General features: G+C 41.9%; 3 protein-coding genes (1 of these 3 running past the window's edge). All 3 read right to left on the minus strand.

All coding sequences use genetic code 11. From position 1 onward, the window contains the following. Window positions 1-2,268: the start of a type I polyketide synthase gene (locus tag HCR01_RS31905; RefSeq protein WP_193200008.1), read on the minus strand. The gene continues 2,355 nt to the left of window position 1, outside the view; the window shows 2,268 of its 4,623 coding nt (coding positions 1-2,268); it begins with the start codon at window positions 2,266-2,268; its stop codon lies beyond the left edge, outside the window. Then, window positions 2,261-13,294 carry a non-ribosomal peptide synthetase gene (locus HCR01_RS31910; RefSeq protein WP_193200009.1) on the minus strand — a complete coding sequence of 3,678 codons (11,034 nt, stop codon included), beginning with the start codon at window positions 13,292-13,294 and terminating at the stop codon, window positions 2,261-2,263. Before HCR01_RS31910 ends, HCR01_RS31905 begins: the two co-directional genes overlap by 8 nt. Before the next feature lie 27 nt (window positions 13,295-13,321). Continuing rightward, on the minus strand, window positions 13,322-16,357 hold a 3,036-nt coding region (locus tag HCR01_RS31915), incomplete at its 5' end, for a non-ribosomal peptide synthetase (RefSeq protein WP_226889790.1).

Genomic DNA, 16,357 nt, shown 5'->3' on the forward strand with positions numbered 1-16,357 from the left:
ACCTGTAACATTGGAAATGTAGGGAATTTGTGGCGCGTGGAGTGAAATTTCTGCAACCTGCTGAGTAAAAACTGCACACATTGGCTCCATCATCGCTGAGTGAAAAGCGTGGGAGGTGTGCAAGGGACGACAATCTACCCCTTTTTCTGTAAGCTGGTTTTGTAAAGTAGCGATCGCCTCTGATGATCCAGAAACTACACACTGAGATAATGTGTTAATTGCTGCGTAAGATAGTTGCTCGTTTAAAAAAGGTTGAATTTCTGACTCTAGTAAGGGAATAGCTAGCATTGTCCCGGTGGGTAATTCCTGCATCAGCTTGGCACGATTTACTATCAGTGTTAAACCATCTTCTAGGGAAAACACACCCGCCAAACAAGCAGCCACATATTCACCGATGCTATGACCAATCATCGCTTGGGGCTTGATACCCCAAGACATCCAGAGTTTTGCTAAAGCATATTCAATGACGAATAATGCAGGTTGAGTGAAATAAGTTTGTTGCAATTGCCCTGTGGCTATTTCTTGGTCATCGGCTGTGGGATATAATAAGCTACGTAAGTCTAGCCCACAGTAGAGTTGCAAAAATCGGCAACAGCGATCAACTTCTGCTTGAAAAGTTGGCTCTGTTTCGTACAGTTCCCGCCCCATGTTCACATATTGGGAACCTTGACCGGGAAATAAGAAAGTTACGCCCTTGGCTATTTTTTCTTGAAAAGTTGGCTTTGATGTTTTCAGTCCGACTATGGCTGATTCTAAATCCCAGCATACCAACATTCGGCGATTGCTATAGGTTTTGCGTCCTACTTGCAGGGTATATGCAACATCAGCCAAGTTAATTTCTGGGTGTTGCTGCAAATATTCAACCAAGTTAACCGTCATGGTTTCTAAGGCTGAATCAGTTTTGGCAGAAAGCACCAGCAGTTGATGGCTTCTCCCCTGTGTTTCGGCTCCTGACTCTAAAACTGGAGCTTCTTCGAGAATGACATGAGCGTTGGTTCCGCCAATCCCAAAGGAGCTAACACCCGCTCGTCGGGGAGTCTCACCAGTATTCCACTCAGATAACTTGGTATTAACGTAAAAGGGACTATTGGCAAAGTCAATTTTAGGATTTGGTTGCTCAAAGTTTAAACTAGGTGGGATGACTTGATGTTGCAACGCCAGAGTTGTTTTAATTAACCCAGCCACACCTGCTGCTGCATCTAAATGTCCTGTATTGGTTTTCAGGGAACCAATAGCACAGAAGTGGGTTTTGTCAGTATGAACGCGGAAGGCTTGAGTTAAAGCTGCTACTTCAATAGGGTCGCCCAAAGGTGTAGCTGTGCCATGCGCTTCAATATAGGTAATAGTTTCTGCGTCAATTTCAGATGTAGCTTGCGCCGCGAGAATGACATTGGCTTGTCCTTCTACCCCAGGAGCAGTGTAGCCAATTTTTATTGCTCCATCATTATTAATTGCCGAGCCTTTAATTACAGCATAAATGCGATCGCCATCTTCGAGTGTATTTTCTAATCGTTTGAGTACTACAATCCCTACGCCATTACCCGCCACTGCACCTTGAGCTTGAGCGTCAAAAGTCCGACAATGACCATCGGAGGAAAGAATATCACCTTCTTGAGAGATATAACCACTGATTTGCGGTAAACCAATAGAAACACCACCAGCTAAAGCCATCTCACAATCGCCGCTCAATAAGCCTTGACAAGCTAAATGAACTGCCACTAATGAAGAAGAACAAGCAGTTTGAACAGTGATACTTGCACCAGAAAGGTCTAATTTATATGAGACAAGAGTGCTGAGATAATCACCATTGGCAATTAAAATTGGCGAAACTCCCACCGATTCGATTAAGTCACTATTGGGATATATATTGTTTAGCAAATAATCATTTCTGCTCAACGCAGCATAAACACCAATAGGACTTTTGTAAATTTGCGAATTGTAGCCAGCATTTTCTAAAGCTTCATGGGCGCATTCTAAAAATAGACGGTGTTGGGGGTTTAAGATTTCTGCTTCTCTGGCAGTGTAGCCAAAGAAAGCAGCATCAAACATTTCAATGTCATCTAATATAGCTCCGGCTTTAACATAGTTGGGTTGATGCAATAAAGTTGATTCAACTCCCGCCGCTAGCAATTCTTCATCGGAGAAAAATTTTACAGATTCGACACCATTTTGGAGATTTTGCCAAAATTCATCAATATTTTTAGCACCGGGAAACCGCCCTGTTAAGCCAATAATGGCTACTTCTAAACCTGTTTGTTGACTAGTCATTTTTTACCTCTTTTGATGAACGTGTCAACCGTTGTTTCAGACGGTTTCTCCCTGCTTTAATATCTGCGATTTGATTATTTCTTTTCTCTAGTTCCAACAGAGAATCACTTTGTTGGGAACTGAGATGTTTGGCAAGAGTTGAGATAGTGGGATATTTGAATATTTCCAGCAAAGAAATATTTCGATGGAAATGTTCTTGCAACTTCTGAGATAATTTCACCATCAATAAAGAGTGACCACCAAGGTCGAAGAAATTATCGTCTACCCCAACCTTTTCTAATTGCAATACCTCTTGCCAAATATCAGCGATCGCCTCTTCAATTTTGCCATTTGGTGCTACATAACTCGCCGCAAATTGCGCCGACAAATCAAAAATAGGTAAAGCATAACGGTCGATTTTCCCATTAGGTGTTAGGGGGAATTGCTCTAAGAAAACAAAAGCCGCAGGCACCATATAATTAGGTAGTCGTCCCTGCAAGAAAGTTCGTAATTCGCCAATACTAGATGTTTGATTTGGCTCAAATATTAGATAAGCCACCAAACGGCGTTCATTAACTACATCCTCCCTAGCCAGCACCACAACTTCACGAATATCAGGATGCTGCAATAGTGCGAGTTCTATCTCTCCCAACTCAATGCGGAAGCCCCGAATTTTCACTTGGTTATCTATCCGCGCCAAATATTCAATATTCCCATCTGGTAAATAACGCCCCAAATCACCAGTTTTATACAATTTTGAATTGTTAAAAGGATTAGGAATGAACTTCTCTTGTGTCAACTCTGGGCGATTCAGATAGCCTTGTGCTAGTCCATCACCACCAATGTGTAGTTCACCAGAAACACCCACAGGTACAAGCTGTAAATTTTGATCTAGCAGGTAGATTTGGGTATTAGAAATTGGTTGACCGATGGGGATGGTTGTCGCTATATCAGATACATCCTCAATTAAAAACCAAGAAGAAAAAGTAGTGCTTTCTGTCGGCCCATAAACATGAAGTAATTGCTGTGGTCTACCATTTTGCAATACCTCTTTCACCCATCTAGGGTCAACAGCTTCACCACCAAATAAGAGATATCGCAGAGTGTTAAATGCTTGGGGTACAAAACTAGCCAACTGATTAAATAAGGCTGTAGTTAAGAACAAAACACTAATTTCTTGCTCACGGAGATATGCAGCAAATTCTGGTGGTGAGAGAGCTATCTTCTGTGTAACGCCTACCAACCTCGCCCCATGTAAGAATGCGCCCCAAATTTCAAAGGTAGCAGCATCAAAAGAAGCATTAGCAGCTTGAGCGATATTATCGCTTGCATCTAATTGTATATAGTTAGTATCAAATACAAGGCGATTAACTGCCAGATGGGGAACAGCTACGCCCTTTGGTTTGCCCGTAGAACCTGAAGTATAAATGACGTAGGCTAGGCTATTAGCAGTGACCTCACTAGGTAGATTTTCCGTATTTTCTTGTTTAATTGTATCCCAGTCAGTATCTAAACAAACTACTTTAGCCTGATGTTCCGGCAACCTTTCAACTAATTGCTGTTGTGTCAACAGCACAGATATTTGTGAATCTGATAACATCAAACTCAAGCGTTCTTGGGGATAATCGGAGTCAAGAGGTAGATACGCGCCACCTGCTTTGAGAATCCCCAATAATCCCACCACCATTTCTACAGAACGTTCTACAAAAATGCCTACCAGCATTTCTGAATTTACACCCAAAGTTCTCAAATAATGAGCTAATTGATTAGCGCGGCTATTTAATTCATGGTAAGTAATTTGCTGGTCATCAAACACTGCCGCCACTACATCCGGGGTGCGTTCCGCCTGGGCTGTAAATAACTCATGAATACACTGATTTTGAGGATACTTTGTTTGAGTATCATTCCATTCTGTTAACAGTTGATGTTGTTCATTTGCTGTGAGTAAAGGTAATTGGTAAACTCGTTGTTCTGGATTAGCCACAATACTTTCTAGCAAAACTTGGAAATGAGCAGCTAGGCGAGTAATTGTAGCAGCATCAAACAAATCAGTATTATATTCCCACGCTCCTACAAGCCCTTGGTTAGTGTTCTCAAAAGATAAAGTCAAATCAAACTTAGCTGTTAAGCTGTCAGCTGTTAATGAACTCAAAGTTAAACCCGGAAGCTCCATATCTGATGCGGGAGCATTCTGGAACACAAACATTACCTGGAACAATGGTGTATGGCTTAAATCTCGTTCTGGTTGCAATGCTTCTACTAGCAGTTCAAAAGGTAAGTCTTGATGGGCGTAAGCTTCCAGAGACACTTCCCTGACTCGCTCTAGCAATTCCCGGAAAGTTGGATTACCGGAAATATCAGTGCGGAAAACTAAAGTATTGACAAAGAAGCCAATTAAGCTTTCAATCTCACTGTAATTGCGATTGGCGATCGGTGAACCAACTAAAATATCTGCCTGTCCTGTGTAGCGATAAAGCAGAGTATTATAAGCTGCCAACAGTGTCATAAACAGGGTGACACCTTCCCGCCGGCTCAGTAACTCCAGTGCTTGTGTTAACTCTACAGAAAGCGAGAAATCTTGATTCGTCCCTTGAAAAGTCTGCACAGCAGGTCTTGGTCGATCAGTGGGTAGTTCTAATAAAGCTGGAATCTCTGCAAGTTGTTGTCGCCAGTAAGCTAGTTGAGATTCTTTGACATCTCCTTGCAACCATTGTCTTTGCCACACCGCAAAGTCAGCATACTGAATAGCAAGTTCTGATAAAGACGACAGCCGACCTTGAGAAAAGGCAGTGTAAAGTTCTGCTATTTCTTGAACAAAAACACCCATTGACCAACCATCAGAGACAATATGGTGCATACAGAACAGTAATATGTGTTCTGTTTGTGAAATCACCAGTAAAGTCACTCGGATTAATGAATCATTTACTAAGTCAAAGGGCTGCTGGGCTTCTGCTATTGCTAATTGTTGAATTTCTAACTCTCGCTCATCTACTGGCAAATCTGGCAAATTTATCACTGTCATTGCCCAGGAAGCAACAGGGCGGATAATTTGTACCGCTTCCCCATCTTGAATGATGAAATTAGTACGTAGAACTTCGTGACGGCGGATGATTTCGCTGAGGCTTTTTTCTAGTGCTGCTACATTAAGTTGACCTTGAAAACGTAATGCTCCCGGTATATTATACGTAGCACTGTTTGGTTCTAACTGATCGAGGAACCACAAACGCTGTTGAGCATGGGAAAGGGGTATTTTTCCATCTCTGGCTACAGGTTGCAGGGGTAGCAGTGAAAGTTGTGATATGTTTCGTTGATATTGCTGGATGTATTCAGTTAAATTAGCGATCACAGCAGTTTCAAAGAGAGTACGTAAAGGTAACTCTATTTTAAAAGTTGTTCTGATCCGTGAAACAAGTTGAGTTGCTAGTAAAGAATGTCCCCCCAATTCAAAGAAATTATCATAAATACCTATTGGTTCCACTCGCAGCACATCAGCCCAGATAGACGCTAATATTTCTTCGATGGGTGTACGAGGAGCAACAAAATTGTCTAGTTCACGATGTATTTCTGGTACAGGTAAAGCCCGATGGTCTACTTTGCCATTAGGAGTTAGTGGAATAGTTTCCAAGAACACAAAAGCCGCAGGAATCATGTACTCAGGCAACTTTTGAGCCAGGAATTGCCGCAGTTCCCTAATTATGGGTGCTGGTTCTTGACTTGGTACAAGATAGGCAACTAAGCGTTGCTCATCTTGAGTATCTTCACGGACAATCACCGTTACCTGCGATATGGATGGATGCTGGCTAAGTGCAGTCTCAACTTCACCCAACTCAATGCGGAAACCTCGAATTTTGACTTGGTTATCTATTCGCCCTAAGTACTCAATATTACCATCTGCCAAATAGCGCACTAAATCCCCAGTTTTGTAAAGCCGCTCATTTCCTTTTGAGTTGTTGAAGGGATTGGGAATGAATTTTTCTTGTGTCAATTCAGGACGATTAAGATAACCTTTTGCTAAACTATCGCCACCGATATGTAGTTCTCCAGGCACACCAATCGGTACTGGTTGCAGATTTGGGTCGAGAACATAAACTTGGGTATTGCTGATGGGGCGACCAATCACAGGCAAAATATCTTGCTGTTCGTTGGCAACTAGCCCCGAAGTTGTCACTACAGTATTCTCAGTTGGGCCGTAATTATTCACCAACCCAAAAGGAATCACAGCCGATGGATAATGATGCAGTCTATCCCCACCAGTCAGAAGCATTCGCAAAGTACAATTGTCATGCCATTCCAGAGATAACAAATCTTCCGCTAGCGGTGTGGGAACAAAACTAATAGTTACTTGCTGAGAAATCAACCAATCGCGTAAACCGTGAAGTGAACCCAAAATATCCTGTTTAACTAAATAAATACTGGCTCCCGCACTCAGATAAGGCCATAATTCCCAAACCGAAGCATCAAATGCTGTCCCTGCTAATTGGGTGGCACGGTCTTTTGCGGTAATTTCAAAGGTGCGCTGATGCCAAAAAACTAAATTTAGTAATCCCTGATGCGGGATTAACACACCTTTAGGCTGACCTGTAGAGCCGGAAGTGTAAATTATGTATGCTAAGTTAGCAGCTTGCACATCACTGACGGGATTTTCTGCACTCGATTCACAAATCAAATTCCAGTCAGTGTCTAAGCAAAGTATCTGTGATTGATGTTCTGGGAGCTTGTCAACTAATCGCTGTTGAGTTAGCAACACAGAAACTTGGGAATCAGACAACATATAACTCAGACGTTCTTGGGGATAATTCGGATCTAGTGGTAGATACGCTCCTCCTGCTTTGAGAATCGCCAACAATCCCACCACCATTTCCAAAGAACGCTCCACACAAATCCCCACTAATACATCTGGTTTAACACCCTGAATTTGTAGATAATGCGCCAATTGATTAGCGCGTACATTCAGTTCCCAGTAAGTAAGTTGCCGATTTTCAAAAACAACAGCCACCGCATCCGGGGTAGACTCCACCTGTTGCTCAAATAATTGATGAACACATAAATCTTGAGGATAATCTTGTTGTGTATCATTCCATTCAAACAGCAATTGATTCTGCTCATCTGCTGTCAGTAATGGCAATTCCCCAAGACGCTGCACTTGATTTGTGGCAATAGCTTCTAGCAAAGTTTGCAAATGCCTCAACATCCGAGTAATTGTGCCAGCATCAAAGCGGTGAGCATCATAACTAATATTCACGGATAACTCAGAACCAGCAACAGCAGACACCGTTAGAGGATAATTTGTTTGTTCACTACGGAGAATATCAACAACTTCCAAACTACTATTGTGTTGTTGCAACGCCGTATCCACAGGATAATTCTCAAACACAACGATACTCTCAAACAGAGCCATACCTCGCTTGATTTCACTCCAACCCTGAATATCCACCAATGGAGTGTAAGAATATTGCTCAGACTCCACCTGCTGTGCCTGTAAATCCTTGAGCCAAGGTAACAACTCCCCTTCTCTAGGAACAAGCACCCGTACTGGCAAAGTATTAATAAACAGTCCCACCATCGATTCCACCCCAATCAAGTCTGGTGGACGACCAGAAACAGTTGCACCAAAAACTACATCCGTTTCCCCACTGTAACGGGACAATAAAATCGACCATGCTCCCTGAACAACATTATTAAGCGTTAATTGATGCTTTTTCACAAATGCTTGCAGAGAAGCTGTGACGATCGCAGATAAATGAACTTCCTGTACATTGTAACTAGATTGTGGCTGGCGAGCGCTCAATGGTTTATCCACCATCAAAGGAGTTGGTGCAGTAAAACCTTGAAGTTTTTGCTGCCAAAACCTCTGAGCTTGTCCTAAATCCTGTTTCTGTAACCAAGCGATGTAGTTGCTGTAATTTGCACTAGCTTCCAAGGAGAGATTTTTCCCTTCACAGAAGGCTTCATACAACTCAAAGACTTGTTTGAGAACTAAAGGTAGAGACCAGCCATCAAGTAGTAAATGATGGTGACTCCAAACAAATTGATAGATATCTGCATCCAATTGTATCAGATTCAGACGCATCAAAGGAGCTAGTGAAAGTTCAAAATCATGTCGCTTTTCTGACTCGAAGAAAAGATTTAATTGATTTTGCTGTTCAATTTCAGACAATCCCCGCCGATCGTCAATTACTAAAGGTAGTGTTACCTGACGATATACTACTTGCAAAGGCTGGTGATGATTTTCCCAAATAAAGGCAGTACGGAATACTGAGTGTTTGTTAATTACTTGCTGCCAAGCTTGTTTAAAAGCTGCAAGTTCTAGGTTGCCTTTGAAGATACAACTCAACTGTTCAAAATACACTCCCGATTCTGGTGCATACAAACTATGAAACAGCATCCCTTGTTGCATGGAAGAGAGGGGATAAATATCTTCGATATTTCGCCCTGGAAAGTTTTGCAATGCTTGGTCTAATTGCTGTTGGTTAAGTTTGGCTAAGGGGAAATCTGTAGGGGTATAACCACCAGCATCAGGAGATAAACAATGAGCTATTAATGCTTGTAATGCTTGGGTAAACTCTTGCGCGAGGTTTGCGATTGTGGCGTGTTGATGGATGTTGCTGCTGTAAGTCCAATCTATTTGTAGCTTGTCTTGGATGATTAAAGCGTTAATATCTATTAGATGAGTGCGATCACTCTGACTACTTTCAACTAATCCGATAGATTCTGTGGTTAATTCTACATCTTTAGATGTCGTTAATGTTTGGTCGAATTGCCCTAAATAGTTAAAGCTAATCTGTACTGGTGAAGATGTCTGCAATTGAGAGGTGATTGCCGAATTTTGATGCAGATAACGCAGTAAGCCATAGTTAATTCCCTTGTGGGGAATTTCCCTGAGCTGTTCTTTGACTGATTTGAGGTCATTTCCCAGATTTTCGCTGGTTTCTAGTTCTAGTAAGACAGGGAAAATTGTTGTAAACCAGCCAATGGTACGTGATAAATCGATATCGTCAAAAATATCTTCTCGTCCATGACCTTCTAAGTTTAAAAGTACAGAGTTAGAACCAGCCCATTTACCTATAACTTGGACTACAGCTGTTAACAGTACGTCATTAATTTGAGTGTTATAAGCAGAGGGTACTTCTTGTAATAATGCACGAGTTTCGAGTTCATTCAGTGATACTGATATTGCGGCAATTGATGTGACAGTGTTTGCCCCTTGCTTGTAGTCTACTGGCAATGGCGGAACTTGGTTGTGGGTTTTTTTGAACCAATAGGTTAGTTCTGATTCTACAGTATCTGATTGGGCATATTCGCTCAATCGTTGCGCCCAAAACTGAAATGATGTGGTTTTGGCTGGTAGTTTGATTGCTTTACCAAGACTGAGCTGTTGGTAGGCTGTTTGTAAATCGTCTAGTAATATTCGCCAAGAGACACCATCTACTACTAAGTGATGAATGATGATTAATAATCGACTAGGTTGATTATTACCCAAGATAAATAGTACTGCTCGGATCAATGGCCCGGTAGATAAATTCAAGCTAGCTTGGAATTGATTACCGGCGTTTTCTAAGGCTGCTGCTTGTTCTGCTACTGGGATTGTGGATAAGTCAACTACACTCAATGGTGTTGTTTCTTCAAAAGCGGCATTTGTTTGTTGCCAGGTTTCACCATCTGACACAAACCGCATCCGCAGAGCATCATGATGTTGTAATAATTCCTGGAAGAGGCGTTTTAAAATTTCTGGATTGAGGTCTTGGGGTACTTTTAGTACTACTGATTGGTTGTAATGATGGGCTTCGGGTTGATTTTGAGCAAAGAACCAATGTTGAATTGGTGTTAGAGGTACAAATCCCGTGACCAAAGTTTGTTGAGCTGGGATTTTTTTGGTTGTGCCTGTGACTGCTGCTAGCTGGGCTATTGTTGGATGTTCAAATAGTTGTTTGGGACTGAGTTGTAATCCGGCTTGATTTGTTCGGGTAATGATTTGCAGACTGAGGATGGAATCGCCACCTAGTTCAAAGAAGTTGTCGTGAATGCCTATTTTCTCTACTCTCAGCACTTCTGCCCATATTGATGCCAATATTTTTTCTTCTGGGGTGCGGGGGGCAACTAAAGCGACTTCTATTCCTGCGCGTGACTCTGGGGCGGGTAAGGCGCGACGGTCTATTTTGCCGTTGGGGGTGAGCGGTAGGGCTTCTAAGTATACGAAAGCCCCTGGAATCATGTAATGAGGTAGCGATTGAGCAAGGAATTGGCGTAACTCACTGATTGGGGGGGCTGGTTCTTGTTTGAGTACTATATAAGCTACTAGACGTTTATCTCCAGGTGTGTCTTCTCTGGCTATGACTACTGACTGGAACACAGCAGGATTTTCGCTTAGGACACTTTCTATCTCTCCCAACTCAATGCGGAAACCACGAATTTTTACTTGGTGATCTATCCGTCTCAAGTACTCGATATTTGCATCAGGTAAATAACGGGCTAAATCTCCAGTTTTGTAAAGCCGTGCGCCTTCTTGTTGACTGAAAGGATTGGGAATGAATTTTTCTTGTGTCAATTCCGGGCGATTGAGATAGCCTCGTGCTAATCCTGCACCTCCGATGTGTAATTCTCCTGGGACACCCACAGGTACTGGTTGTAGGTTTTGGTCGAGGATGTATACTTGGGTGTTAGCGATCGCTCGACCAATTGATGGTGCAGAAGTTGCACCCTTTTCAATTAATGCAAAAGTTGAGTAAGTTGTGTCTTCTGAAGGGCCGTAAAGATTGAAAACATATTGAACTGTTTCCTGTTGGTAAATTTGCTGTACAAGTTGATTTTGTAGCGCTTCCCCAGCTAGGTTAACTGTGCTGACTCCCACAGGTAAACCATTCATGCGAATTAACTCGCTAATGGCAGAGGGGACTGTATTAATTAGCGTGACTTGTTCAGCAGCAGGTAAGGTGGGTAAATGTAAGGCATTTTCAGCCAGGATAACTTTCCCACCCCAAGATAGAGGTACAAATAACTCAAAAACTGATAAGTCAAAACAAATTGAGGTAGAAGCTAAAACACCAGCTAACTGTTCTGAGGTAAATAGCTCTTTCGCCCAAGACACTAAAGCCACAGGGCTGTGATGTTCTATAGCTACTCCTTTTGGCTTACCTGTCGAGCCAGAGGTGTAGAGGACATAAGCGAGGTTTGTGGGTTGAACTTGACTATGAAAGTTGTCTGTGGGAAAATTAGCGATCGCATCCCAATTTTCATCTAAACAAACTGTCTCTCCTTGATGTTCTGGTAGCTTGTCAACTAATCGCTGTTGTGTTAATAATACAGATACTTGGGCATCTAACAATGTGTAACTTAATCGTTCTTGGGGATAATTGGGATCGAGAGGTACATATGCACCTCCTGCTTTGAGAATCCCCAATAATCCCACAATCATTTCTAAAGAACGTTCTACACATAAGCCAACTAATACATCTGGTTTGACACCCAAATTTTGCAGATAATGTGCTAGCTGATTGGCTCGTACATTCAACTGTTGATAAGTAAATTGTTGGTCTTCAAATACGACTGCTACTGCATCTGGAGTACGCTCTACTTGATCGGCAAACAATTCATGAATGCACAAGTTTTGGGGATAGTCTTTGTCTGTGGTATTCCATTCAAACAGTAGTTGATTCTGCTCATCTGCTGTCAGGTATGGCAATTCCCAAATGTACTGATTTGGATTGCTCACAAACCCATCAAGTAAAGTCTGCAAATGTCCCAACATCCTGGTAATTGTAGCAGCATCAAAACGACTAGTATCGTAGCTAATGCCAAGAGACAATTGGGAACCAGGAATAGCTAGCAAATTCAAAGGATAATTTGTATTATCGATGCCCCAGACATTAGAGACATCCAAGCTGTTATTTTGTTTCTGTAAAGAAGCGTCTATTGGATAATTTTCAAATACAACAATGCTTTCAAACAAAGGCATACCACGCCGTAAGTCACTCCAACCCTGAATTTCTACTAATCGGCTATAGGAGTATTGCTCACACTCTATCTGTTGCGTTTGTAAATCTTTGAGCCAAGGTAACAATTTTCCTTGCGTGGGAATTATTACCCGCACTGGCAAGGTATTAATAAACAATCCTACCATCGATTCCACCCCAATCAGCGCAGGTGGACGACCGGAGACAGTAACACCAAAAACCACGTCTGTTTCCCCACTATAATGGGAAAGCAACAGCGCATAAGCTCCTTGAATGAGGTTGTTTATTGTTAGTTGATGTTCTCGGACAAAAGACTGAATGACATTGGTGGCTTCCTCTGTTAACTGTATCTGTTGTTTAACATACTTTGACTGCTGTTGCTCTTGGTTCTTTAGTGATTTATCCACAGTGAGGGGAGTTGGAGCAGTAAAACCCTTTAATTTTTGCTGCCAAAATTTCTGTGCTTGGCAAATATCTTGCTGTTGTAACCAGCTAATATAATCTTCGTAGGGACGGGGTATTTTTAGATATAAATCATCACCTTTACTGAAAGCATCATAAAAAGCAAAAACTTCCTGAATGATAGTAGACAAAGACCAGCCATCTATGAGCAAGTGATGATGGCTAAAGAGAAATTTGTACGTATCATTTGCTATGTGAATTAAAGTGCAGCGTAACAGGGGAGCTTGGTTAAGTTCAAAGCTCTGATTTCTATCAGCTTGTAAAAAAGCTTCTAATCTCTCTTGCACTTCAATGGGAGAAAGCGATATCTCTTGATTCGTCGCTGTATGTCTACGCCAATCGTAATTAGCCCAAGGCAAATCTGCCATCTGCCGAACTACTTGCAGGGGTTGTTTGCGGTTTTCCCAAACAAATAGAGTACGCAAAATGGGATGGCGTTCTACTACTCGTTGCCAAGCCCTTTGAAACGCAGAGACATTTAGTTGCCCATGCAAAGAGCAGACTAACTGTTGAAAATACACTAATTCTGTCTCTAGGGCATAAAGAGTATGAAAAAGCATACCCTGCTGCATGGGAGAAAGCGGATAAATAGACTCAATATTTTTGCTATTACTTTTTTTGTCAACAATTGCCATTGTTATACTTACCTTTTATAGTTACTTTTAATTAATATCTGCCAACAAATCATCAAGTTCTTCTTGACTCAACCCAGCCTTGGGAAAGTCTGAAGGTGTAAAGCCGCCAACATTAGGAGATTGGCAATGTTGAATTAGAGTTCGCAAAGCCTCCATAAACCATTCGGCTAAACGCTCAACTGTAGTCCTGTGATAAACTTTTTCGCTGTACTCCCAATTGATTTGCATCTCACTATTCATGACCAATGCGTTTAACTCTAATAGATAACTGCGATATTGTTGGGTGTCATATTCTGTTCCCCCGGATTCTTGAGTAAATGCCCAAGTAGCAGTAGCGGATGATTCTCGGTCTAATTGTCCTAAATAGTTGAAACTCACTTCGGCTGGGGAAGAATCCTTTAGTTTTTCTGCATATTGACTCAGATAGCGTAATACTCCATAACCAATACCTTGCATCGGTAACTTACGCAATTGCTCCTTCACCAATTTCAAGGCATTACCGGGATGTTTTTCATTTCTGAGTTGTAAATGAATAGGGAAGAAAGTTGTAAACCAGCCAACAGTTCGGGATAAATCTACATCTTCTAATAGTTCTTCTCGTCCATGTCCTTCGAGATCAACTAATAAGGAATCAGAACCAGTCCATTGGGCAAAAGACTGTACTAAGGCAGTCAGTAGCACATCATTAATTTGAGTGTTGTAAACAGCAGGCACTTCCTGTAATAATGTGCGTGTTTCTTCTTTATTTAAAGACAATGTCACATAAGCAGATGAGGCTATAGTGTTGGTTATCTGGCTTGGTAGATAATCTACTGGCAAAGGATTAACATTTGCCGCAGATTCAGTCAGCCAGTAGTTGAGTTCGTTAACCAGTGCTGTCGATTGTGCATACTCGCTCAATCGTTGCGCCCAATACTGAAAAGATGTGGTTTTAGCAGGTAGTCTAATCGCTTCACCCAGACTTAGCTGCTGGTAGGCTGTTTGCAAATCATCTAATAAAATCCGCCAAGATACACCATCTACTACTAAGTGATGAATGATGATTAATAATCGACTAGGCTGGCGATCGCCCAAGGCAAACAGTACTACTCGCATCAACGGCCCAGTGGATAAGTTCAAGCTAGCTTGGAATTGATTGCCGGCATTTTCTAAAGCTGTTGCTTGTTCTGCTAATGAGATATGAGATAAATCCACCACGCTCAACGCCAGATTCTCTTCAAAAGCAGCATTTATTTGTTGCCAGGTTTCACCCTCTGGCACAAACTGCATCCGCAAGGCATCATGATGTCGCAGTAATTCCTGCAAGACGCGGTTTAACAGTTCTGGATTGAGGTGTTGGGGTATTGACAGTACCACTGATTGGTTGTAATGGTGTGGCTCGGGCTGATTTTGAGCAAAGAACCAATGTTGAATTGGTGTTAGAGGTACAAGTCCAGTGACTAAAGTTTGTTGAGCTGGGATTTTTTTGGTTGTATCTGTGACTGTTGCTAGCTGGGCTATTGTTGGATGTTCAAACAATTGCTTGGGACTTAATTGCAATCCGGCTTGATTTGTTCGGGCTATGATTTGCAGGCTGAGGATGGAATCGCCACCTAGTTCAAAAAAGTTGTCGTGAATCCCTATTTCTTCTACTCTCAGCACTTCTGCCCAGATAGATGCTAGTTGCTTTTCGATGGATGTTGTGGCGGCGACAAAATTTACTTCTAGTTCTGGGCGTGAATCTGGGACGGGTAAGGCGCGACGGTCGATTTTGCCGTTGGGTGTTAGCGGTAGGGTTTCCAGAATCACGAAAGCCCCTGGAATCATATAATGAGGCAGTTTTGAGCTAAGGAATTGCCGCAGTTCGTTAATTGTGGGGGCTGGTTCTTGTTTAACTACAATATAAGCTACTAAGCGTTTATCTCCTAGAACATCTTCTCTGACTATGACTACGGTTGTCTGCACCTCTGGGTATTGGCTCAGTACCGCCTCTATATCTCCTAATTCAATGCGGAAGCCACGAATTTTTACTTGGTGATCACTACGTTCTAGGTATTCGATATTGCCATCGCTTAAGTATTTAACTATGTCACCTGTTTTGTAAAAACGTCCGCCTTCTTGTTGACTAAAGGGATTGGGAATGAATTTTTCTTGAGTTAAATCAGGGCGGTTGAGATAACCTTGAGAGACACCAGCACCACCAATATACAGTTCACCAGGAATACCAATAGGTAATGGCTTTTTATACTGGTCTAGGATGTAAATTTGAGTGTTAGCAAAGGGTCGTCCAATGGGAACTAGTCCATTGTTGAACAAATTGACTGCGGCAGTTTCAAAATAGGAACTGTCAATAGTAGCTTCAGTAACTCCGTAAGAATTAATCAACCGAGTTTCGTTGCCCAGAAAATGCCGGAACTGCTGATATTCCCTGGTAGACCAGCTATCTGAACCGACTATTAACAATTTCATGAAGCTGAGGTTTTGCTCTGTTCTCTCAAGATATAGAATCAAGTTTCTAAGTACCGCAGGTACAAACTCCGCACAATCAATTTGCTGTATTTGCATCAATCCATAGAGTTTTTCTGGTTCTAACAGCAATTCTCGTGGGCAGATTACTAATTTACCTCCAGAACAGAGCGATCGCACTACATCCCCAGAAAACACATCAAAGGAGAAACTGGCCATTTGTAAATGACTAGTACACAAGCTTCGCAGTTGGTATGCATCTTCCCAAGCTAAATATGCGTTAACTAGATTTTGATGTGTAACCATCACTCCCTTCGGCTGGCCTGTTGACCCTGATGTGTAAATCACATAGACTAAGTTTTCTGAGGTGGTGTGATTAACTACATTGATGCTACTTGATCGAGTAATTAACTTCCAGTCACTATCTAGGCAAACTGTCTTTGCTTGATGTTGTGGTAGCTGTTCAATTAGTTTTCGTTGGGTCAATAATACCGAAACTTGGCAATCTAACAACATATAGCTCAGACGTTCTTGTGGATAATCGGGGTCAAGGGGTACATAAGCTCCTCCGGCTTTGAGTATCCCTAATAGTCCGACTATCATTTCTAAAGAACGTTC

The organism is Nostoc sp. MG11, from assembly GCF_014904695.1.
Classification (GTDB): domain Bacteria; phylum Cyanobacteriota; class Cyanobacteriia; order Cyanobacteriales; family Nostocaceae; genus Komarekiella.

Coding starts and splice junctions, on each gene's coding strand:
- HCR01_RS31910 (WP_193200009.1), bottom strand. CDS start 13,294: ATGGCAATTGTTGACAAAAAAAGTAATAGCAAAAATATTGAGTCTATT.